Origin of the sequence: Escherichia sp. HH26CH, assembly GCF_009820205.1 — a bacterium.
GTDB classification, from domain to species: domain Bacteria; phylum Pseudomonadota; class Gammaproteobacteria; order Enterobacterales; family Enterobacteriaceae; genus Escherichia; species Escherichia coli_F.
Window position 1 is genome coordinate 178,393 of sequence record NZ_VNXM01000040.1, and the last position, 20,572, is coordinate 198,964.

A 20,572-nucleotide genomic window follows, 5' to 3' on the forward strand; every position below is an offset into this window, starting at 1 on the left:
GGATTTTTTATTTGGCCAGGCCCAGGCGAGGGATCTCAATAGCCGGGCAGCGATCCATCACCACATTTAACCCGGCATCCCGTGCCAGTACTGCCGCTTGCTCATTAATCACCCCCAGTTGCATCCAGAGGGTTTTCGCGCCAATGGCGATCGCTTCCTGCGCCACGCCCCACGCCGCTTCTGAATTACGGAAAACATCGACCATATCGACTTTTTCCGGAACTTCTGCCAGCGTGCCATATCCCTGCTGGCCCAGCAGCGTTTTGCCGGCAACTTTTGGTGAAACCGGAATGACGTGATACCCCTGGTCGAGTAGATATTTCATCACGCGATAGCTGGGACGATCGGGTTTGTCGCTTGCCCCCACCAGCGCAATGGTGTGAGTGGACGTTAAAATGCCTGCAATATCGGTTTCTTTCATTATTTCCTCCAGACTGTTTAACAAAGTGTACGACAAAGCCGACATGCCAACCATGCAGCTAATACGAATGAATGAGAGCAAAAGCGGGAATTATGTCTATATGTTAGTAAGTATGATTAAAGAAAAATTTTGACACATTATTATTCGGGCGGTCTTTTGACAGGAGCTACCTATGAAAACCGGCATCGTGACCACCTTGATTGCATTATGTTTGCCGGTATCCGTTTTTGCCACCACGCTGCGGCTTTCAACCGATGTCGATCTTCTGGTACTCGACGGCAAGAAGGTTTCCAGCTCTCTGCTGCGCGGTGCGGACAGCATTGAACTGGATAATGGACCACATCAGTTAGTGTTTCGCGTTGAGAAGACGATTCATCTTTCCAATAGTGAAGAACGGCTGTATATCTCCCCACCACTAGTGGTCAGTTTTAATACCCAGCTCATCAACCAGGTCAATTTTCGCCTGCCTCGCCTGGAGAATGAGCGGGAAGCTAACCATTTTGATGCCGCGCCGCGCCTTGAATTGTTGGATGGCGATGCGACGCCGATTCCGGTAAAGCTGGATATTCTCGCCATTACCTCAACGGCAAAAACGATTGATTATGAGGTCGAGGTTGAACGTTATAACAAATCCGCGAAACGCGCTTCACTACCGCAATTTGCCACGATGATGGCAGATGACAGCACGCTGCTTTCGGGTGTTTCCGAGCTGGATGCTATTCCACCGCAGTCTCAGGTGCTCACAGAACAGCGGCTGAAGTATTGGTTTAAACTGGCTGACCCACAAACGCGAAATACTTTTCTGCAATGGGCGGAAAAACAACCATCTTCCTGAGATTTTTGTGCCTGTGCGCAGGCTTTTTCGGTCTTTCTCTTGCAGCGATAAGTGCTTACAGTAATCTGTAGGAAAGTTAACTACGGATGTACATTATGGAACTGACGACACGTACTTTACCTGCGCGGAAACATATTGCGCTGGTGGCACACGATCACTGCAAACAAATGCTGATGAGCTGGGTGGAACGGCATCAACCGTTACTGGAACAACACGTACTGTATGCAACAGGCACTACCGGTAACTTAATTTCCCGCGCGACCGGCATGAACGTCAACGCGATGTTGAGTGGCCCAATGGGGGGGGACCAGCAGGTTGGCGCATTGATCTCAGAAGGTAAAATTGATGTATTGATTTTCTTCTGGGACCCACTAAATGCCGTGCCGCACGATCCTGACGTGAAAGCCTTGCTGCGTCTGGCGACGGTATGGAACATTCCGGTTGCCACCAACGTGGCAACGGCAGACTTCATTATCCAGTCACCGCATTTCAACGACGCGGTCGATATTCTGATCCCCGATTATCAGCGTTATCTCGCGGACCGTCTGAAGTAATATTACACAGGTGGCAAACGCCACCTGTTTCCTACGGTTTTCTCGCCACCGGCACATCCAGATTTTTCAGTATTTCGACAAAGGGAGAGGGATTCTCTTTGTTAAACAATGCCCATACCCGATGGCGTGCCCGGGTCAGCGCCACGTACATTAACCGCCGTTCTTCAGCGTCCGGAAAATCCTCAACCGGTGGCAGTAGCGCCTCTTCCATAATCGACTCCCGCGCCGCAGCCGGAAAACCATCACTCCCCTCCTGCAAGCCAACGATGATGACGTAATCCGCCTGTTGCCCTTTGCTGGCATGAATGGTCATAAAGTCGATTTGCAACTTCGGCCAGCGTGTTGCCGCTTTTTCCAGGCTGGCAGGCCTCATGTGATGGTAACGCGCCAGCATCAGAATGCGCTCTTCCGGTTTGGCATAACCAGAGAGCTTATCCAGCAAAGCATCAAGCTGGTTCTCATCCAATAACGTGACGGCCTTTTTATCACCAAGACTTAAACTGTTTAGCGGCTTTTTCAGCTGATTCGGGTTCTGTTGAATAAACCGGTTTGCCACCTCACCGATACGACTGTTAAAACGATAAGTCGTATCTAAATCACAGCGATCGCCTTCACCAAAGTTTTCATGGAAAGCGGTGGTGAGCGACATTTGCGCACCGCTGAAACGGTAAATCGCCTGCCAGTCATCGCCAACAGCGAACAACGTCGTTTGACTGTTTTGCTTGCGTAATGCCGCTAACAACGCTGCACGCTGCGGCGAGATATCCTGAAATTCATCAACCAGAATATGCTTCCACGGGCTGATAAAGCGACCTTTCTCCAGAATCACAATCGCCTGGTGAATAAGGCCGGAAAAATCGACAGCGTTTTCTGCCTTCAGCGCACCTTTCCAGGCTTTTAATAACGGGGCCATCAACTTGATACGTTTACTGAACAGATCGCGAATCTCTTCGGGCGCACTGGCAATCATTTCTGCCTGTGCACCGCCGTGCATTCGCATCAGACTTACCCAGCGATCGAGGCGAGAAGCAAGACGACGCTGTAATTGCTCATCATCCCAGAAGTTACCTTCTGGCACTGACCACTGCATTTCTTCCGTCAGCCATTGCCGCCAGCCCTTCGCCTGCGCTTTCTTTTCGCTACATTGCTTACGCCACTCAGCAATAAAGAGTTCATGACGGGCAGCGGTATCATTTTCTAGTTTGCTGACTGTCGGCACTTTTTTGCTGCCCTGCTGAATAATATACAGTGCCAACGAGTGAAACGTGCGCGCGGTAATGTCTTCGGTATGTAGCCGTTCGCGAATACGCTCATCCATTTCTTCAGCGGCTTTGCGACCAAAAGCCAGCAATAAAATTTGTTCAGGAGCAGCGTCACCTCGCGCCAGAAACCAGCCTGCACGGGCCACCAGCACCGACGTTTTTCCGCTTCCTGCACCTGCCAGCACTAACAGAGAATGCTCGCCGTTAACGACTGCCCGGGCCTGCGCCGGATTCAGCGGTGAAGATTCGACCTGGCGGAAAAAATCCACATACTCGGTAAGCATGGCTTCTGTATACGCCTGATTATGCTGCAACCGTGCGCCTTCAATATCTTTCAACCAGGCCTGACATTTACGCCACGCCTCACGGCAGTTATCGAATTCTTCCAGTCGGTTAACCGGCAACGGCAACGCCGACAAAGCCTGGCGGATTTGTTGCTGCACGCCAGAGGTTTGCTCACGCGTCAGCCATTTATTTTCTCCGGTACGCGTGGCAATCAAATCCAGTTGCTGGCGTAAAACACCAGCCGCAATTTCGCTCATCTCCCCACTCCACCGCCGCCAGTGAGCATCAAGATGATGGTAAAAACGCTGCGTCTCGCCCCATTCGGTGCCGTGCAGACGCACCACTTTTTCGTCCGGCAGCACAAATTCCAGCTCGCCCCATACCAGACCGCGCTTACAGTGAATTGCCAGTAATTGATTGAAAGGAATAAGGTATTCGTGGCGATCGCCGGAGACTTTAATCCCGGCATTGAGGATCACCGCCCGATCGTAAGGGTGCTGTGCCAGACGTTTTCCAAGCGTTGTCGCTTTCAGTTCCATGACTCTGTAGATCCACACGAAATGATTTCTTATCAGTGTAACCGTCAGAGAAAACGTGCTCCAGCCCAAAAAAACGTTACAATTGCCGCCCATTACTGAAAACCACAGTAAAGCGAGGTTTTATGCGTACCGTTTTGAACATTCTGAACTTTGTGCTTGGCGGATTTGCCACCACTCTGGGCTGGCTGTTGGCGACTCTGGTCAGTATTGTGCTAATTTTTACCTTACCGCTGACACGATCCTGCTGGGAGATCACTAAACTGTCTCTGGTGCCTTATGGCAATGAAGCTATTCATGTCGATGAACTGAACCCGGCTGGCAAAAATGTGCTGCTGAATACTGGCGGTACGGTATTGAATATTTTCTGGCTGATTTTCTTTGGCTGGTGGTTATGCCTGATGCACATTGCAACGGGCATCGCACAATGTATTTCCATCATTGGCATTCCTGTCGGCATTGCGAACTTTAAAATTGCCGCTATTGCACTATGGCCGGTCGGTCGTCGCGTGGTATCGGTAGAAACAGCGCAAGCTGCGCGTGAAGCCAATGCACGTCGTCGTTTTGAATAATCCACTAATATGGCCTTTATGCTAAGTCCTTTGCTCAAACGCTATACCTGGAACAGCGCCTGGCTGTATTACGCGCGTATTTTTATTGCGCTTTGTGGAACCACAGCGTTTCCGTGGTGGCTGGGTGATGTAAAACTGACGATTCCGCTGACGCTGGGGATGGTGGCAGCGGCGCTGACCGATCTCGATGACCGGCTGGCGGGACGTTTGCGTAACCTCATCATTACGCTGTTCTGCTTTTTTATCGCCTCGGCCTCAGTAGAATTGCTGTTTCCCTGGCCCTGGCTATTTGCAATTGGTTTAACGCTCTCTACCAGCGGCTTCATTTTGCTCGGCGGTCTGGGTCAACGCTATGCAACAATTGCCTTCGGTGCGTTACTGATCGCCATTTACACTATGTTGGGGACGTCACTGTATGAGCACTGGTATCAGCAGCCGATGTATCTGCTGGCCGGTGCCGTCTGGTACAACGTCCTGACACTTATTGGTCATCTACTGTTCCCGGTCCGCCCGCTGCAGGACAACCTGGCGCGTTGCTATGAACAACTGGCGCGTTACCTTGAGCTCAAGTCACGCATGTTTGATCCTGATATTGAAGATGAAAGCCAGGCACCGCTGTACGATTTGGCTCTCGCCAACGGTCAGCTGATGGCGACATTGAATCAGACGAAACTCTCGCTGCTGACCCGTTTACGTGGCGATCGTGGTCAACGGGGAACGCGTCGCACGCTGCATTATTACTTTGTCGCGCAGGATATTCACGAGCGTGCCAGCTCTTCTCATATTCAGTATCAAACATTGCGTGAACATTTTCGCCACAGCGACGTGCTGTTCCGTTTTCAGCGACTGATGTCGATGCAGGGCCAGGCGTGCCAGCAACTGTCACGCTGTATTTTGCTGCGTCAGCCTTATCAACATGATCCGCATTTTGAGCGCGCTTTTACGCATATTGATGCTGCGCTGGAGCGGATGCGCGATAACGGCGCGCCTGCCGATTTACTCAAAACACTGGGATTTTTGCTGAACAATTTACGCGCTATTGATGCCCAACTGGCAACAATTGAATCAGAACAGGCCCAGGCACTGCCCCATAATAATGACGAAAATGAGCTCGCTGATGACAGCCCGCACGGATTGAGTGATATCTGGCTGCGTCTTAGCCGTCACTTCACACCGGAATCCGCCCTCTTCCGTCATGCGGTAAGAATGTCGCTGGTGTTGTGCTTCGGCTACGCCATCATTCAGATAACCGGAATGCATCACGGGTATTGGATCTTGCTGACAAGTTTGTTTGTCTGCCAGCCAAACTATAACGCCACGCGCCACCGCCTGAAGTTAAGGATTATTGGTACGCTGGTAGGTATCGCCATTGGCATTCCTGTGCTGTGGTTTGTGCCGTCACTGGAAGGGCAGCTGGTGCTGCTGGTTATTACCGGCGTGCTCTTTTTTGCCTTCCGTAACGTGCAATATGCCCATGCAACGATGTTCATCACACTTTTAGTGCTACTGTGTTTTAACTTGCTGGGTGAAGGTTTTGAAGTGGCGTTACCTCGCGTAATCGATACGCTGATTGGTTGTGCCATTGCGTGGGCGGCGGTGAGCTACATCTGGCCTGACTGGAAGTTTCGCAATCTGCCGCGCATGCTCGAACGTGCCACCGAGGCCAACTGTCGCTATCTCGATGCCATACTGGAGCAATACCATCAGGGGCGTGATAACCGTCTGGCGTATCGTATTGCCCGCCGCGATGCACACAACCGTGATGCTGAACTGGCGTCGGTGGTATCAAATATGTCCAGCGAGCCGAACGTTACCCCGCAAATTCGCGAGGCCGCGTTTCGGTTGCTGTGCCTTAACCATACGTTTACCAGCTATATCTCAGCCCTCGGTGCTCACCGGGAGCAGTTAACTAATCCTGAAATTCTGGCGTTTCTTGATGACGCAGTTTGCTATGTTGATGACGCGCTACATCATCAACCTGCTGATGAAGAACGCGTCAATCAGGCATTAGCTGACCTGAAACAGCGGATGCAGCAACTTGAACCACGGGCAGACAGCAAAGAACCTCTGGTCGTACAACAAGTCGGGTTATTGATTGCATTACTGCCAGAGATTGGTCGTCTGCAACGCCAGATTACTCAAGTTCCGCAGGAAACTCCTGTTTCGGCGTAAGAGAGTCAGCCCATTCTGCAAGCTCCTGGCGGCGTGCCACCGGGAGCGCAGCTTCATGAATGCCGATAATGGCCCCTTCAAGCATAAACAGAATCTTTTCTGTCACCAGACTGTTTTGCTGCCGCAGTCGCAACCAACACATTTTTGCCCCAAGTATACGTAACGCCCGTACATCCTTAATCCCCACCTCCCCGAGTATCGCTTCCAGATGAAAAGACATATTGGGCAAATCTTTCAGTCTTTCCCGGGTATTGCGCGTGCTTTTCTCTTTCAGCGCTGCATCGAGAGAATATTTCGACAGACGCACCAGCTTCAGTTGATTTCGCCACAGACTTTCATCAACCCGATAGTAATTGAGGGTAACGGATCGGCCACACTTTTTATATGTCAGCCAGACAGGCGGATGTTTTACACAGTACTGTGCACTTTGCTCACAAGCCCGAAGATACAACTCACCATCAGAAACCATCGCAAACACCGTGTCGTCAACGGTCAGGCTGTAACTACCAAACAATGATCGGTATTCAATTGTGCCCAACGTTGCCAGGTATTCTTGTGATTTATAGATCCGCTTATAGGAGAGGCTTTTCATAAAATTCCTTTTAAAATCATAACATAAAAGAATGATTCACATTAACGGATCCGTTAACTACGAAAATAGGCAACTTATTCTTAAGGGGCAAGATTAATTTATGTTTTCCCGTCACTAACGACAAAATTTGCGAGGCTCTTTCCGAAAATAGGGTTGATCTTTGTCGTCACTGGATGTACTGTACATACATACAGTGACTCACAGGGGCTGGATTGATTATGTACACTTCAGGCTATGCACATCGTTCTTCGTCGTTCTCATCCGCAGCAAGTAAAATTGCGCGTGTCTCTACGGATAACACTACAGCCGGGCTTATCAGTGAAGTTGTCTATCGCGAAGATCAGCCCATGATGACGCAACTTCTACTGTTGCCATTGTTACAGCAACTCGGTCAGCAATCGCGCTGGCAACTCTGGTTAACACCGCAACAAAAACTGAGTCGGGAATGGGTTCAGGCATCTGGGCTACCCTTAACGAAAGTGATGCAGATTAGCCAGCTCTCCCCTTGCCACACTGTGGAGTCAATGGTTCGCGCTTTACGCACGGGCAATTACAGTGTGGTGATCGGTTGGTTGGCAGATGATTTGACTGAAGAAGAGCATGCTGAACTTGTTGATGCGGCAAATGAAGGTAACGCTATGGGGTTTATTATGCGTCCGGTAAGCGCATCCTCTCACGCAACGAGACAACTTTCCGGGCTAAAAATTCACTCTAATTTGTATCATTAAGTAAATTTAGGATTAATCCTGGAACTTTTTTTGTCGCCCAGCCAATGCTTTCAGTCGTGACTAATTTTCCTTGCAGAGGCTTGTCTGAAGCGGTTTCCGCGATTTTCTTCTGTAAATTGTCGCTGACAAAAAAGATTAAACGTACCTTATACAAGACTTTTTTTTCATATGCCTGACGGAGTTCACACTTGTAAGTTTTCAACTACGTTGTAGACTTTACATCGCCAGGGGTGCTCGGCATAAGCCGAAGATATCGGTAGAGTTAATATTGAGCAGATCCCCCGGTGAAGGATTTAACCGTGTTATCTCGTTGGAGATATTCATGGCGTATTTTGGATGATAACGAGGCGCAAAAAATGAAAAAGACAGCTATCGCGATTGCAGTGGCACTGGCTGGTTTCGCTACCGTAGCGCAGGCCGCTCCGAAAGATAACACCTGGTACACTGGTGCTAAACTGGGCTGGTCCCAGTACCATGACACTGGTTTCATCAACAACAATGGTCCGACCCACGAAAACCAACTGGGTGCAGGTGCTTTTGGTGGTTACCAGGTTAACCCGTATGTTGGCTTTGAAATGGGTTACGACTGGTTAGGTCGTATGCCGTACAAAGGCGACAACATCAATGGCGCATATAAAGCTCAGGGCGTTCAACTGACCGCCAAACTGGGTTACCCAATCACTGACGATCTGGACATCTACACTCGTCTGGGTGGTATGGTATGGCGTGCAGACACCAAGGCTAACGTACCTGGTGGCGCATCCTTTAAAGACCACGATACCGGTGTTTCTCCGGTCTTCGCTGGCGGTGTTGAGTACGCGATCACTCCTGAAATCGCTACCCGTCTGGAATACCAGTGGACCAACAACATCGGTGACGCACACACCATCGGTACTCGTCCGGACAACGGCCTGCTGAGCCTGGGTGTTTCCTACCGTTTCGGTCAGGGCGAAGCAGCTCCAGTAGTTGCTCCGGCACCAGCTCCGGCACCGGAAGTACAGACCAAGCACTTCACTCTGAAGTCTGACGTTCTGTTCAACTTCAACAAAGCAACCCTGAAACCGGAAGGTCAGGCTGCTCTGGATCAGCTGTACAGCCAGCTGAGCAACCTGGATCCGAAAGATGGTTCCGTAGTTGTTCTGGGTTACACTGACCGCATCGGTTCTGACGCTTACAACCAGGGTCTGTCCGAGCGTCGTGCTCAGTCCGTTGTTGATTACCTGATCTCCAAAGGTATCCCGGCAGACAAAATCTCTGCACGTGGTATGGGTGAATCCAACCCGGTTACTGGCAACACCTGTGACAACGTGAAACAGCGTGCTGCGCTGATCGACTGCCTGGCTCCGGATCGTCGCGTAGAGATCGAAGTTAAAGGCATCAAAGACGTTGTAACTCAGCCGCAGGCTTAAGTTATCGTCTGATAGAAAAACCCCGCAGCTGCGGGGTTTTTTTTCGCCTTGCGTAAATTGAACTGACTTTCGACAGTTATTCCTTACCCAGCAATGCCTGCAGATCCTGCTTTAGAGAAGACATTTTATTCGCGTATTTCTCTTTGTTTTCCGCATCTTCAATCAGCTGAACAATCGTTTCAGAAAGCGTTTTACCGCGACGCTGCGCAAGACCAGCCAGACGTTGCCAGACAATAAATTCCAGATCGATCGATTTTTTGCGCGTATGCTGGTGTTCCGCATTAAAATGGCGCTTCCGTCTGGCCCGAATGGTTTGCTTCATGCGATTGACCAGTTCCGGATTCATATGCTTGTCAATCCAGCCATTTACCAGCACGGGTTCATTTTCCAGCGAGAGCAACACATCGACGGCTTCCTGGGCGGCACTGGCTTCTATGTAACGGGTGATTAACTCCCCTTCGCGGTGCTTCTTCACCAGATACTTCCATTTCCAACCGCTTTCAAGATTTTCAAGTTGTTGATATTTCATAGCGATCTCAATGTTACCGTGTAACTCTTTACAGAATATCAGCTTTTTAGGCCAGTGAAGAAAAGAATCTCCATCCTGTGAGCTTTAACGCCCATGCCAGGAGTATTGTCGGTGCTTTCTACGTGTGCTGCAGTGCCGGTTACGGTATAATCGCGGCTTTGACAACAGACTAAAAAACATCAACTTTGACCATTACGAAACTTGCATGGCGTGACCTGGTTCCTGATACCGATAGCTATCAGGAAATATATGCTCAGCCACATTTGATTGACGAAAACGATCCTTTATTCAGTGATACTCAACCGCGACTGCAATTTGCGCTGGAGCAGTTGCTGCATACGCGAGCATCCTCCTCTTTTATGCTGGCGAAGGCCCCGGAAGAGTCTGAGTATCTGAATCTTATTGCCGATGCCGCGCGTGCGCTACAAAGCGATGCAGGCCAACTGGTGGGCGGTCACTATGAGGTTTCCGGCCACACCATCCGCTTACGTAACGCAGTGAGTGCAGATGATAATTTTGCGACTTTAACGCAGGTTGTCGCTGCCGACTGGGTAGAAGCGGAACAACTCTTTGGCTGCCTGCGCCAGTTTAATGGTGACATTACCCTGCAGCCAGGTCTGGTGCATCAGGCAAATGGCGGTATTCTCATCATCTCTTTGCGTACACTGCTGGCGCAACCTCTGCTGTGGATGCGGCTGAAAAATATCGTTAACCGCGAGCGTTTTGACTGGGTTGCGTTTGATGAGTCGCGCCCTCTCCCCGTCTCTGTGCCTTCGATGCCATTGAAGCTGAAAGTCATTCTGGTAGGCGAACGCGAATCATTAGCTGATTTCCAGGAGATGGAGCCAGAGCTTGCTGAGCAGGCTATTTATAGCGAATTTGAAGATACTCTGCAGATTGTCGATGCGGAGTCAGTAAACCAGTGGTGTCGTTGGGTGACATTTACCGCCAGACATAACCACTTACCTGCACCGGGAGCGGATGCCTGGCCGGTACTTATTCGCGAAGCCGCACGCTACACCGGTGAACAAGAAACACTGCCGCTTAGCCCGCAGTGGATCCTCCGCCAGTGTAAAGAGGTCGCCTCACTGTGTGATGGCGACACCTTCTCCGGCGAGCAGCTAAACTTAATGTTACAGCAGCGTGAATGGCGTGAAGGTTTCCTCGCTGTACGCATGCAGGATGAGATCCTTCAGGAGCAAATCCTGATTGAAACCGAAGGCGAACGCATCGGGCAAATTAACGCCCTTTCGGTCATTGAATTTCCGGGTCATCCACGCGCTTTTGGCGAACCTTCTCGCATTAGCTGCGTTGTGCATATTGGCGATGGTGAATTCACCGACATCGAACGCAAAGCGGAGCTTGGCGGCAATATCCATGCGAAAGGGATGATGATCATGCAGGCGTTCCTGATGTCGGAACTACAGCTTGAGCAACAGATCCCCTTCTCAGCATCGCTGACATTTGAGCAGTCATACAGTGAAGTGGATGGCGATAGTGCCTCGATGGCTGAACTCTGCGCCCTGATAAGCGCCCTCGCCGATGTGCCTGTGAATCAGAGTATCGCTATCACAGGTTCAGTCGATCAGTTCGGTCGCGCCCAGCCGGTCGGTGGTTTAAATGAGAAAATCGAAGGCTTCTTTGCTATTTGCCAGCAACGTGAGTTAACGGGGAAACAAGGTGTCATTATCCCCACTGCTAACGTTCGCCATTTAAGTCTTCACAGTGAACTGGTGAAAGCGGTAGAAGAAGGCAAATTCACCATCTGGGCAGTAGACGATGTGACTGAAGCACTGCCGTTATTATTAAATCTGGTGTGGGATGGCGAAGGCCAAACGACGCTGATGCAAACCATCCAGGAACGTATCGCGCAAGCATCGCAACAGGAAGGACGTCACCGTTTTCCATGGCCATTACGTTGGCTGAACTGGTTTATTCCGAACTGATCGGACTTGTTCAGCGTACACGTGTTAGCTATCCTGCGTGCTTCAATAGAATAAGGCTTACAGAGAACATGGTAGATAAACGCGAATCCTATACAAAAGAAGACCTTCTTGCCTCTGGTCGCGGTGAACTGTTTGGCGCTAAAGGCCCGCAATTGCCAGCACCGAACATGCTGATGATGGACCGTGTGGTCAAAATGACCGAAACGGGTGGTAACTTCGACAAAGGGTATGTTGAAGCAGAACTGGATATCAATCCGGATCTGTGGTTCTTCGGATGCCACTTCATTGGCGATCCGGTTATGCCGGGATGCCTGGGCCTGGACGCAATGTGGCAGCTGGTAGGGTTCTACCTCGGCTGGCTGGGCGGCGAAGGTAAAGGCCGCGCACTGGGTGTTGGCGAAGTGAAATTCACTGGTCAGGTTCTGCCGACAGCAAAAAAAGTGACCTACCGTATTCACTTTAAACGCATTGTTAATCGTCGTCTGATTATGGGTCTGGCAGATGGCGAAGTGCTGGTTGATGGTCGTCTGATTTACACCGCCAGCGACCTGAAAGTCGGTCTGTTCCAGGATACGTCTGCCTTCTGATTGAAATCAGACAGAGTATAAAAAGGCGAAACCTCCGCATTGCGGAGGTTTCTTTTTAAAGAGACAGAATCAGGCCATTACTACCCTGTCCGCCATGGCTTCTCGCCAGCCTCCCAGCCATTGTGACCTTTGATTCAGCGTCTGATAGGGACACATTTCTTTTGAGCGTCCGGCGATGCCGGCCTGATAACCACGTTGATGTGCCCGTTCCAGGCGATCTCGTTTTTGTCTCTTCATGCCTCGTTTCCCTCATACTGGTTTCTGGTGGAAAAGAAAACAGTGATTACTAAATGTGCAATCACAGTTAAGCAATACCGCGAATCATAACTGCCGTCAATGCGCAAAATTCACGCCACTGTCATATTTGTGAGCTACACGGGCATGTCGGTTGTACAAAAAATGTGAAGAGGAACAACTTTTTCCGCACCTTAGAAACAAAAAAACCGCCTCAGGCTACATACCGGAGACGGTCATATTTACAAATCTTTATAATTAAGGTAGACGCTTTATCTCTTGCGCAATAGAAGCGGCTTCCTGACTCCAGACACTGGCCAGCACCTTAACCATCTCATCGTAACCATCCTGAGTTTGCACTCCTTCCAGACGGAACGGACGTTTGATCAGTTGTCCCTGGTGGTTCAACAGCCACTCACCACTGACAATGACCTTGCCATCATAGCGACCGTTAAACTCTGTTACGGTAACATTGAGCGTGTCCTGGGCGCTTCCCAGAGGCTGGGAGGCAACCACCCAGCCGGGCAGTTGCGTGCTCAGGTTGGCAACCAGGGTGTTGCGCAACTGTTGATCCAGCGGGCTGGCCCACAAGTTGTTGTTGGCAATCACATACTTCACATCACTGGTTTGATAAACCACACCATTCCCCGCCAGATAATCGGGAACAGCGACCTGCTCTACCCATAACAGGCGATTACCCTGGCTGGCGGTACTTTGTGTACCGCTCTGCACCACAGGTAACTGGTAATAGTTTTTATTGATCTCGCCGGAGCTGCATCCGGCCAGCCACAGTGCCGCAATCGTCACTAGCCACTTTTTCATTGTTTCGCCCTCTTCGGCTCTGGATCTTTTTTGTCCTTCGCTTCAAATACCAGCGCGTTACTCTTCTCGTTGAGCGTTTTCAGCACCGGCTGCAGTTCACGCAACACCTGATCAAGGCGCTGCATATCCGCCACCATCTTGTTGTAGGCTGCGGAGCCAGGCTGGAAGCCCTGCATACTGCGATTCAACTCACGTAATGTAGACTGCATATCGGTCGGCAACTGCTGCATCGACTGGCTGGCGAGGATCTTGTTCATGCTATCCAGCGTCGTTTGCAGGTTTTTCATGGTGCGCTGACTTTCAGAAAGCGTACTGGTCGCCTGCTCAATCATCGGATTCAATGGCAGTTTGTTGATTTTATCCAACGCTTCCATCAGACGCTGCTGGATTTGCGCCAGGCCGCCGCTAACGGTCGGGATAATCTGATAACCATTAAACTCACGAATACCGGTAATAGCAGGGCTATTTGGATAGAAATCGAGATCAACATACAGTGCGCCAGTGACCAGATTTCCGGTCTTCAGCGATCCGCGTAAACCACGTTTCAACAATTCGCCAAGGTGCTCAACAACATCCGCATTTTCACCAAGCTGCATTTTCAGCCGCTCTGGTTCGATACGAATCAGTACCGGAATACGGTAATCATCGTTAAATGTCTGCCGCATATTCGGCGCAAAGAACGGTACTTTGCTTACGGTACCCAGGCGAATACCCCGGAATTCTACCGGAGCTCCCGGTTGCAGACCGCGTACCGAATCTTTAAAGAACATCAGATAATCAATGTGATCGGTGTACAACGAATCCTGAATGCTCTTCTGATCATCATACAAAACGAAAGCTGTTTTCGGTGCCACTGGCTGCCCTAAATCCAGACCTTCCGGCACATCAAAGCTGACACCGCCACTAAGCAGCGTTGTCAATGAGCCCATCTCCACACGCATTCCCGCTGACGTCAAATCAACCGCAATGCCACTATCTTTCCAGAAGCGAACATTGCTGGTCACCAGTCGGTCATAAGGTGCATTGATGAACAGTTGATAGCTGATATTGCGTTTTTGCGTATCGAAGGTGCTGGTTTCAACCGAACCTACCCGATAGCCACGGAACAGCACCGGATCTCCTGGCGAGAGCTGCCCGGCTTTTTTACTATCGAGAATCACACGGATACCTTTTGCATCAGGCGGGGCCAACGGTGGAGAATCCAGCAAATCGTATTTATCCATTTTGCTGCCTTTCGCACCTGGTTGCAGTTCGATATATACCCCAGACAGCAGCGTACCCAGACCGCTAATCCCTTCTCGACCAATCTGCGGTTTTACCACCCAAAAGACGGTATCTTTATGCAGCAATTTTTCCATACCGGAATTCAGCCGCGCTTTGATTTCAACGTGCGTCAAATCATCAGCCAGTGTGGCGCTTTCAACCACGCCGACGTCAACGCTACGGCTTTTAATGGTGGTTTTACCACCTTCTATTCCTTCCGCATTCGCGGTGATCAGGGTCACTTCCGGCCCCTGATGGCTGTAATGATAAAAAAGAACCCAGGCCCCAATGAGCGCCGTGACGATAGGAAATATCCACACGGGAGACCAGTTCTTCACTTTCTGGATTTTGGCTTCCCCATTATTAGATTCCATACTGTCAGGACTCCTCATGCTCTGATTCAGGTTGACGATCCCACGACAAACGCGGGTCAAACGTCATAGCAGAAAACATTGTCATTATGACGACTAAAGCAAACATTAATGCACCCATTGCCGGATAAATACTCATTAAACCTCCCATACGCACCAGCGCCGAGAGCACCGCGATGACGAAAACGTCAATCATCGACCAGCGGCCTACAAACTCAACAACTTCATAAATCAAATGCATTCTTTCACTGTCGCGCTTGCCATGTCCTTTAGCATCCCAACACAGCCACGCGATGGCGATCATCTTTAACGTTGGCACCATAATACTGGCCAGAAAGATAACCGCAGCGACGGGATAAGAGCCTTCGCTCCATAACAGAATAACCCCGGCGAGAATCGTCGACGGCATCTTCGAGCCTAATAAATCCGTCACCATGATGGGCAAAATATTCGCCGGCAGATACAACATGATGGACGTAACAAGCAGTGCGAGTGTCCACTGCAGGCTGTTTCTACGACGAACATACCCTTTGGTACTACAGCGCGGGCACACAGGTTCATCAGCAGGAAGGATTGCCGTGCAACAGGAGCACGAACGCAGCCCCTGGCGTATCCCCGTGACGCCCGGTTTTAGCGGCTGGCGCAGTTCTGGCATTGGGGCGATATCATCCCATAACCAGCGACGATCAACGCACTGAAAGGCGCGCAGTTGCAGGACACAAAATAAACACCAGGGGAGAAAGCTACTGCCGACACCAATGCTGCCGTAAGCCATCAGTTTAACGAAACTCACCAGCACACCCGCGAGGAAAATCTCCGCCATTCCCCAGGTTTTGAGTTGAAAAAGCACCCGTGCCAGTTGCTCTTTTAAACGGACCGGTAATTCCGCGCGATTCACCAGTAACAGAATGGTTATCAGACAAAACGCGGGAACCAGTTGCACAAACAACAGGAAAAAGGTGCCGAGGCTGGCGTAGTCCTCAGAAAAAAGCACGCCGGGAATTTCCAGTAATGTAATTTCACTGGTGACTCCCGCAACGTTCATATTCACAAAAGGAAACAAGTTGGACAGCAACAGCATGAACAGTGCAGCCAACGCATAGGCGGTAGGACGCTGCCGAGGGGCATCCCACGCCACGGTTAACGTTGTGCCACACCGGGGACATGCCGCTTTCTGACCATGCTCAAGGCGCGGTAACGCCACCAGCATGTCACACTGCGAGCACAGGATGTGCTTCGCGGCATGATGATGTTCGCACATTGGTACTCCTTAATGATGCGCTATTTTACAGATGACTAACAAAGTGTTGGTTTTCATGCCTGATAAACCCAGTGCATCAGGCAATTTTACCGTTGTCAGCTGTCTCTGTTTAAATCGACTATTTTGCGATCAGCCACCATTTTTTAACGCTTCAAGATACTCCCAGCGTTCAAAGGCTTGCTCCAGCTCCTGCTCTGCAGCAGCCATATCGGCGAGCACTTTTTGTGTCTGCTCATGCGGCTGACTGAAGAAGGAAGCATCCGCCACCTGCGTCTGTAGGGCTTCCAGCTTCGCCTCCAGATCTTCGAGCAATTGCGGTAGCTGCTCCAGTTCGCGCTGCAATTTATAGCTTAGTTTGCTACTGCTGCGTTTTACAGTTTCTGCTTTTGGCACGGCGGTTTCTTCGGTTTTTTTCACCGCAGGCTGTTTGAGCGCCACATACTGTTCTTGCTGACCACGGGCATCATGATAACCGCCGACATAACGACCAATTTTACCGCCGCCTTCGAAGATCCAGCATTCTGTAACCGTGTTATCGACAAACTGACGATCGTGGCTCACCAGCAATACCGTGCCCTGGTAGCTGTCGATCAGTTCTTCCAGCAATTCCAGCGTTTCGACATCAAGGTCGTTGGTCGGTTCGTCAAGAATCAATAAGTTGCTTGGTTTGAGGAACAAACGCGCCAGCAGCAAGCGGTTACGCTCACCGCCAGATAGCGCACGTACCGGCGTCATCGCCCGTTTCGGATGGAAAAGGAAGTCCTGCAAATAACCCAGTACATGGCGTGGTTTGCCGTTAACCATCACTTCTTGTTTGCCTTCGGCCAGGTTATCCATCACCGTTTTATCGGGATCCAGTTCCGCGCGGTGCTGATCGAAATAAGCCACTTCCAGTTTGGTGCCAACGTGAATACGCCCGCTGTCCGCCTGAAGCTGACCGAGCATCAGTTTCAGCAGCGTGGTTTTGCCGCACCCATTCGGACCAATCAGGGCAATTTTGTCGCCACGTAGAACCTGGGCAGAAAAATCTTTCACCAGTTGCTTATCGTCGACCTGGTAGCAAACGTCTTCCATTTCGAAAACGATCTTACCGGAGCGGCTGGCCTCTTCCACCTGCATCTTCGCCGTCCCCATGACCTCACGACGCTGGCTACGTTCACGGCGCATTGCTTTCAGGGCGCGTACGCGGCCTTCATTACGGGTACGGCGCGCTTTGATCCCCTGGCGGATCCACACCTCTTCCTGCGCCAGTTTGCGATCGAACTCGGCATTTTGTAGTTCTTCCACACGCAGGGCTTCTTCCTTTTCAAGCAGATACTGGTCGTAATTCCCTGGATAGGTCACCAGCTTGCCGCGATCGAGATCAACAATGCGCGTCGCCATATTGCGGATAAACGAACGGTCGTGGGAGATGAAAATAATCGTCCCATTGAAGGTTTTGAGAAACCCTTCCAGCCAGTCGATGGTTTCAATATCCAGGTGGTTAGTCGGTTCGTCGAGCAACAACACGCGCGGATTGCTCACCAGCGCGCGTCCTAATGCCGCTTTACGCAACCAGCCGCCGGAAAGCGACGACAGCGCAACGTTAGGATCTAACCCCAGCTGTGCCAGCACTTCGTTGATGCGGTTTTCCAACTGCCACAGGTTGTGGTGATCCAGCTGTTCCTGAACCTTCGCCAGTTCGTTGAGATTTTTCTCGCTCGGGTCGTTCATCACCAGGCGCGAAATATCGTGATAGCGTTTCAGGTATTCCGCTTGTTCTTCAATGCCTTCGGCAACGAAATCATAAACGCTACCCTCAACGTTACGCGGCGGATCCTGTTGCAGACGAGCGACAATCAAATCTTGCTCGTAAATAATGCGACCGTCATCCAGCCCTTGTTCACGGTTGAGGATTTTCATTAACGTCGATTTGCCTGCGCCGTTACGGCCTACCAGACAAACACGTTCGTTATCTTCGATATGCAGTTCTGCGTTATCGAGAAGCGGCGCGTCGCTGAACGACAGCCATGCGCCATGCATACTGATTAATGACATTACTATTCCTTTCAGGCTGCGGTAATCAGCCAGCAGTTGTGGATCTGGCGGTTACGGGCAAAATCCTGGGAGAGCGTTTTTTGCGTAATTTCTTGTGCTTTCAGCCCCAGTTTTGCCAGTCCGTCAAGATCCATACGGAAGCCACGTTTGTTGTTCGAGAACATGATCGTCCCACCAGCACGCAGCAGACGTTTCAAATCTTTCATCAGCGCCAGATGATCGCGCTGAACATCAAACACATCTTCCATTCGTTTTGAGTTAGAGAAGGTTGGCGGATCAATAAAGATCAGATCGAACTGTTCATTTGCCTCACGCAGCCATGCCAGGCAATCGGCCTGAATCAGGCGATGCGCTCGGCCAGTTAAGCCATTCAGACGCAGGTTGCGTTCTGCCCACTCCAGATAAGTACGCGACATATCCACGGTGGTGGTGCTGCGTGCACCGCCTAATCCCGCATGCACGGTGGCGCTACCGGTATAGGAGAACAGGTTGAGGAAATCTTTGCCTTTGCTCATCTGACCGAGCATCCGACGGGCGATACGGTGATCGAGGAACAGACCGGTATCGAGGTAATCCGTCAGGTTCACCCACAAGTGAGCGTTATATTCGGTAACTTCAAGAAACTCGCCCTTCTCGCCCAGTTTCTGGTACTGATTTTTGCCCTTCTGGCGTTCACGGGTTTTCAGCACCAGTTTGTTTGGCGCAATCCCCAGTACAGAAATGGTTGCAGCGATAATATCGAACAGACGCTGACGCGCTTTGTGCGCATCAATAGTTTTTGGCGGCGCATACTCCTGCACTACCACCCAGTCGGCATAACGGTCAACGGCAACGTTATACTCCGGCAGATCGGCATCATACAGGCGATAACATTCAATCCCTTCCTGACGTGCCCACTTCTCGAATTTTTTGAGGTTCTTACGCAGGCGGTTGGCGTAGTCTTCCGCTACCATTGCCGGTTTGCTGTCTGGTGTACTTTCGGCAACGTGATAATTTTTCTGTACGCAGTCCAGCGGGCCGTTTTTCGCCTTGTACTGTTTGTCTGCACGCAGCTGCAGGCAGCTTAGCAGATCCGGCGAGGCACTAAACAAAGAGAGATTCCAGCCACCGAACTGGTTTTTCATAATTCGGCCCAGCAGGCTATGCAGCGCAATCAGCGCCGGTTCGCTGTCCAGACGTTCACCGTATGGCGGGTTGCTCAACACTGTACCGTACGGCCCTTTCGGCAGCGGATTGGTCAGTTGCGCAACATCTTTCACCTCAAAGGTGATCAGTTCACCAATCCCCGCAAGACGGGCGTTAGTGCGCGCACGTTGAATCACCCGTGCGTCGCTGTCCGAACCGTAAAAATGAGAGCTATACTCAGCCAGGCCTTTACGGGCGCGAGTTTGCGCTTCCGCTTTCACTTCCTGCCAGATAGCTTCATCATGCTGCGCCCAGCCGCTAAAGCCCCAACGCCCACGGTGCAAACCTGGTGCGCGATCGGTCGCCAGCATCGCAGCTTCAATCAGCAACGTACCAGAACCACACATTGGATCGAGCAGCGGTGTTCCCGGCTGCCAGCCGGATCGCATCACAATCGCGGCTGCCAGGGTTTCTTTGATCGGCGCAATACCAGCACGATCGCGATAGCCACGCAGATGTAAACCATCACCACTGAGATCAAGGGCGATACTGGCAGTTTCTTTATGCAGCCAGACGTTAACGCGGATATCCGGCGCATCGCGATCAACATTTGGACGCGGCAAATTTTTCCGCGTGAAAGCATCGACGATCGCGTCTTTCACTTTCATCGCGCCGTACTGGCTGTTGCGAATGGTGTCATTTAAACCACTGAAATGGACAGCGAAGGTCGCGCCAGGATTAAACATCTCTGTCCAGTTGATCGCCTGAACGCCGAGATAGAGGTCTAAATCACTGTAAACCTTACACTCGCCCAGCGGCAACATAATACGCGAGGCCAGGCGGCTCCACATCAGGCTCTGGTAAACAAGCCGTGTGTCGCCCTTAAAATGGACCCCACCCTGAACCACCTGGCATTCAACGGCCCCCAGGTTTTCCAGTTCAGTTTTTAACAGCTCTTCCAGCCCACGGGCCGTACTGGCAAACAGAGAATTCATATCGTCACTTTTACTCTAAGAAAATTGTTGCGCATT

18 protein-coding genes are annotated in these 20,572 nt (G+C 50.9%); 8 read left to right on the plus strand and 10 right to left on the minus strand.

Annotated features, from left to right (window positions below; translation table 11 throughout):
- Positions 1–7 precede the first annotated feature (7 nt).
- Positions 8–421 carry a CoA-binding protein gene (locus FQ015_RS14910; protein ID WP_000665218.1) on the minus strand — a complete coding sequence of 138 codons (414 nt, stop codon included), beginning with the start codon at positions 419–421 and terminating at the stop codon, positions 8–10.
- A gap of 172 nt (positions 422–593) precedes the next feature.
- On the opposite strand from FQ015_RS14910, the gene FQ015_RS14915 reads away from it, so the two are divergent.
- Together FQ015_RS14915 and mgsA are read left to right on the plus strand one after the other, a co-directional pair.
- On the plus strand, positions 594–1,256 hold the full coding sequence (locus FQ015_RS14915) for a DUF2057 family protein (RefSeq protein ID WP_000847791.1): 663 nt from the start codon (positions 594–596) through the stop codon (positions 1,254–1,256).
- A gap of 95 nt (positions 1,257–1,351) precedes the next feature.
- Positions 1,352–1,810, plus strand: coding sequence for a methylglyoxal synthase (gene mgsA / locus FQ015_RS14920; RefSeq protein ID WP_000424181.1), 459 nt, complete (start codon positions 1,352–1,354; stop codon positions 1,808–1,810).
- Positions 1,811–1,841: 31 nt separating this feature from the next.
- On the opposite strand, the gene helD is transcribed toward mgsA, so the two are convergent.
- The gene (gene helD / locus FQ015_RS14925; RefSeq protein ID WP_160524234.1) at positions 1,842–3,896 is read right to left on the minus strand and encodes a DNA helicase IV; all 2,055 of its coding nucleotides are present in this window, start codon (positions 3,894–3,896) and stop codon (positions 1,842–1,844) included.
- Positions 3,897–4,018: 122 nt separating this feature from the next.
- Here helD and FQ015_RS14930 point away from each other — a divergent pair, with 122 nt between their 5' ends.
- Positions 4,019–4,465, plus strand: a complete 447-nt coding sequence (locus FQ015_RS14930) for a YccF domain-containing protein (RefSeq protein ID WP_001261235.1) — start codon at positions 4,019–4,021, stop codon at positions 4,463–4,465.
- 9 nt (positions 4,466–4,474) lie between these two features.
- Positions 4,475–6,637: a YccS family putative transporter gene (gene yccS, locus FQ015_RS14935; RefSeq protein WP_000875038.1), complete on the plus strand. Its 2,163-nt coding sequence runs from the start codon at positions 4,475–4,477 to the stop codon at positions 6,635–6,637.
- Here yccS and sxy read toward each other — a convergent pair.
- Positions 6,600–7,229, minus strand: coding sequence for a CRP-S regulon transcriptional coactivator Sxy (gene sxy / locus FQ015_RS14940; RefSeq protein WP_000839153.1), 630 nt, complete (start codon positions 7,227–7,229; stop codon positions 6,600–6,602). The two genes, yccS and sxy, sit on opposite strands and share 38 nt — an antisense overlap.
- A 218-nt stretch (positions 7,230–7,447) precedes the next feature.
- On the opposite strand from sxy, the gene sulA reads away from it, so the two are divergent.
- Together sulA and ompA are read left to right on the plus strand one after the other, a co-directional pair.
- Positions 7,448–7,957: an SOS-induced cell division inhibitor SulA gene (gene sulA, locus FQ015_RS14945; RefSeq protein WP_160524213.1), complete on the plus strand. Its 510-nt coding sequence runs from the start codon at positions 7,448–7,450 to the stop codon at positions 7,955–7,957.
- 356 nt (positions 7,958–8,313) lie between these two features.
- Positions 8,314–9,366, plus strand: coding sequence for a porin OmpA (gene ompA, locus FQ015_RS14950; RefSeq protein ID WP_000750415.1), 1,053 nt, complete (start codon positions 8,314–8,316; stop codon positions 9,364–9,366).
- A gap of 76 nt (positions 9,367–9,442) precedes the next feature.
- Here ompA and matP read toward each other — a convergent pair whose 3' ends face one another.
- On the minus strand, positions 9,443–9,895 hold the full coding sequence (matP, locus tag FQ015_RS14955; protein ID WP_000877161.1) for a macrodomain Ter protein MatP: 453 nt from the start codon (positions 9,893–9,895) through the stop codon (positions 9,443–9,445).
- Positions 9,896–10,080: 185 nt separating this feature from the next.
- Between matP and FQ015_RS14960 the strand changes: the two genes are divergently transcribed.
- Positions 10,081–11,841 (plus strand): AAA family ATPase, encoded by a 1,761-nt coding sequence (locus tag FQ015_RS14960; RefSeq protein WP_160524214.1) that lies wholly within the window; start codon positions 10,081–10,083, stop codon positions 11,839–11,841.
- A gap of 68 nt (positions 11,842–11,909) precedes the next feature.
- Positions 11,910–12,428 carry a bifunctional 3-hydroxydecanoyl-ACP dehydratase/trans-2-decenoyl-ACP isomerase gene (gene fabA, locus FQ015_RS14965; protein ID WP_000227927.1) on the plus strand — a complete coding sequence of 173 codons (519 nt, stop codon included), beginning with the start codon at positions 11,910–11,912 and terminating at the stop codon, positions 12,426–12,428.
- 69 nt (positions 12,429–12,497) lie between these two features.
- Here fabA and rmf read toward each other — a convergent pair whose 3' ends face one another.
- The 6 genes from rmf to rlmKL all read right to left on the minus strand — a co-directional run bounded on the left by rmf (position 12,498) and on the right by rlmKL (position 20,536).
- Complete coding sequence (rmf, locus tag FQ015_RS14970) at positions 12,498–12,665, minus strand: ribosome modulation factor (RefSeq protein WP_000828648.1); 168 nt, start codon at positions 12,663–12,665, stop codon at positions 12,498–12,500.
- A 255-nt stretch (positions 12,666–12,920) separates the two neighbouring features.
- Positions 12,921–13,484 carry a membrane integrity-associated transporter subunit PqiC gene (pqiC, locus tag FQ015_RS14975; protein WP_000759110.1) on the minus strand — a complete coding sequence of 188 codons (564 nt, stop codon included), beginning with the start codon at positions 13,482–13,484 and terminating at the stop codon, positions 12,921–12,923.
- Positions 13,481–15,121 (minus strand): intermembrane transport protein PqiB, encoded by a 1,641-nt coding sequence (gene pqiB / locus FQ015_RS14980; RefSeq protein WP_000445539.1) that lies wholly within the window; start codon positions 15,119–15,121, stop codon positions 13,481–13,483. The genes pqiC and pqiB overlap by 4 nt, the downstream gene beginning before the upstream one ends.
- 4 nt (positions 15,122–15,125) lie before the next feature.
- Positions 15,126–16,379: a membrane integrity-associated transporter subunit PqiA gene (pqiA, locus tag FQ015_RS14985; RefSeq protein WP_000333176.1), complete on the minus strand. Its 1,254-nt coding sequence runs from the start codon at positions 16,377–16,379 to the stop codon at positions 15,126–15,128.
- Between the two features lie 129 nt (positions 16,380–16,508).
- Positions 16,509–18,416, minus strand: coding sequence for an ABC transporter ATP-binding protein (locus tag FQ015_RS14990; RefSeq protein ID WP_160524215.1), 1,908 nt, complete (start codon positions 18,414–18,416; stop codon positions 16,509–16,511).
- Positions 18,417–18,427: 11 nt separating this feature from the next.
- On the minus strand, positions 18,428–20,536 hold the full coding sequence (gene rlmKL, locus FQ015_RS14995) for a bifunctional 23S rRNA (guanine(2069)-N(7))-methyltransferase RlmK/23S rRNA (guanine(2445)-N(2))-methyltransferase RlmL (protein ID WP_160524216.1): 2,109 nt from the start codon (positions 20,534–20,536) through the stop codon (positions 18,428–18,430).
- Positions 20,537–20,572 lie beyond the last annotated feature (36 nt).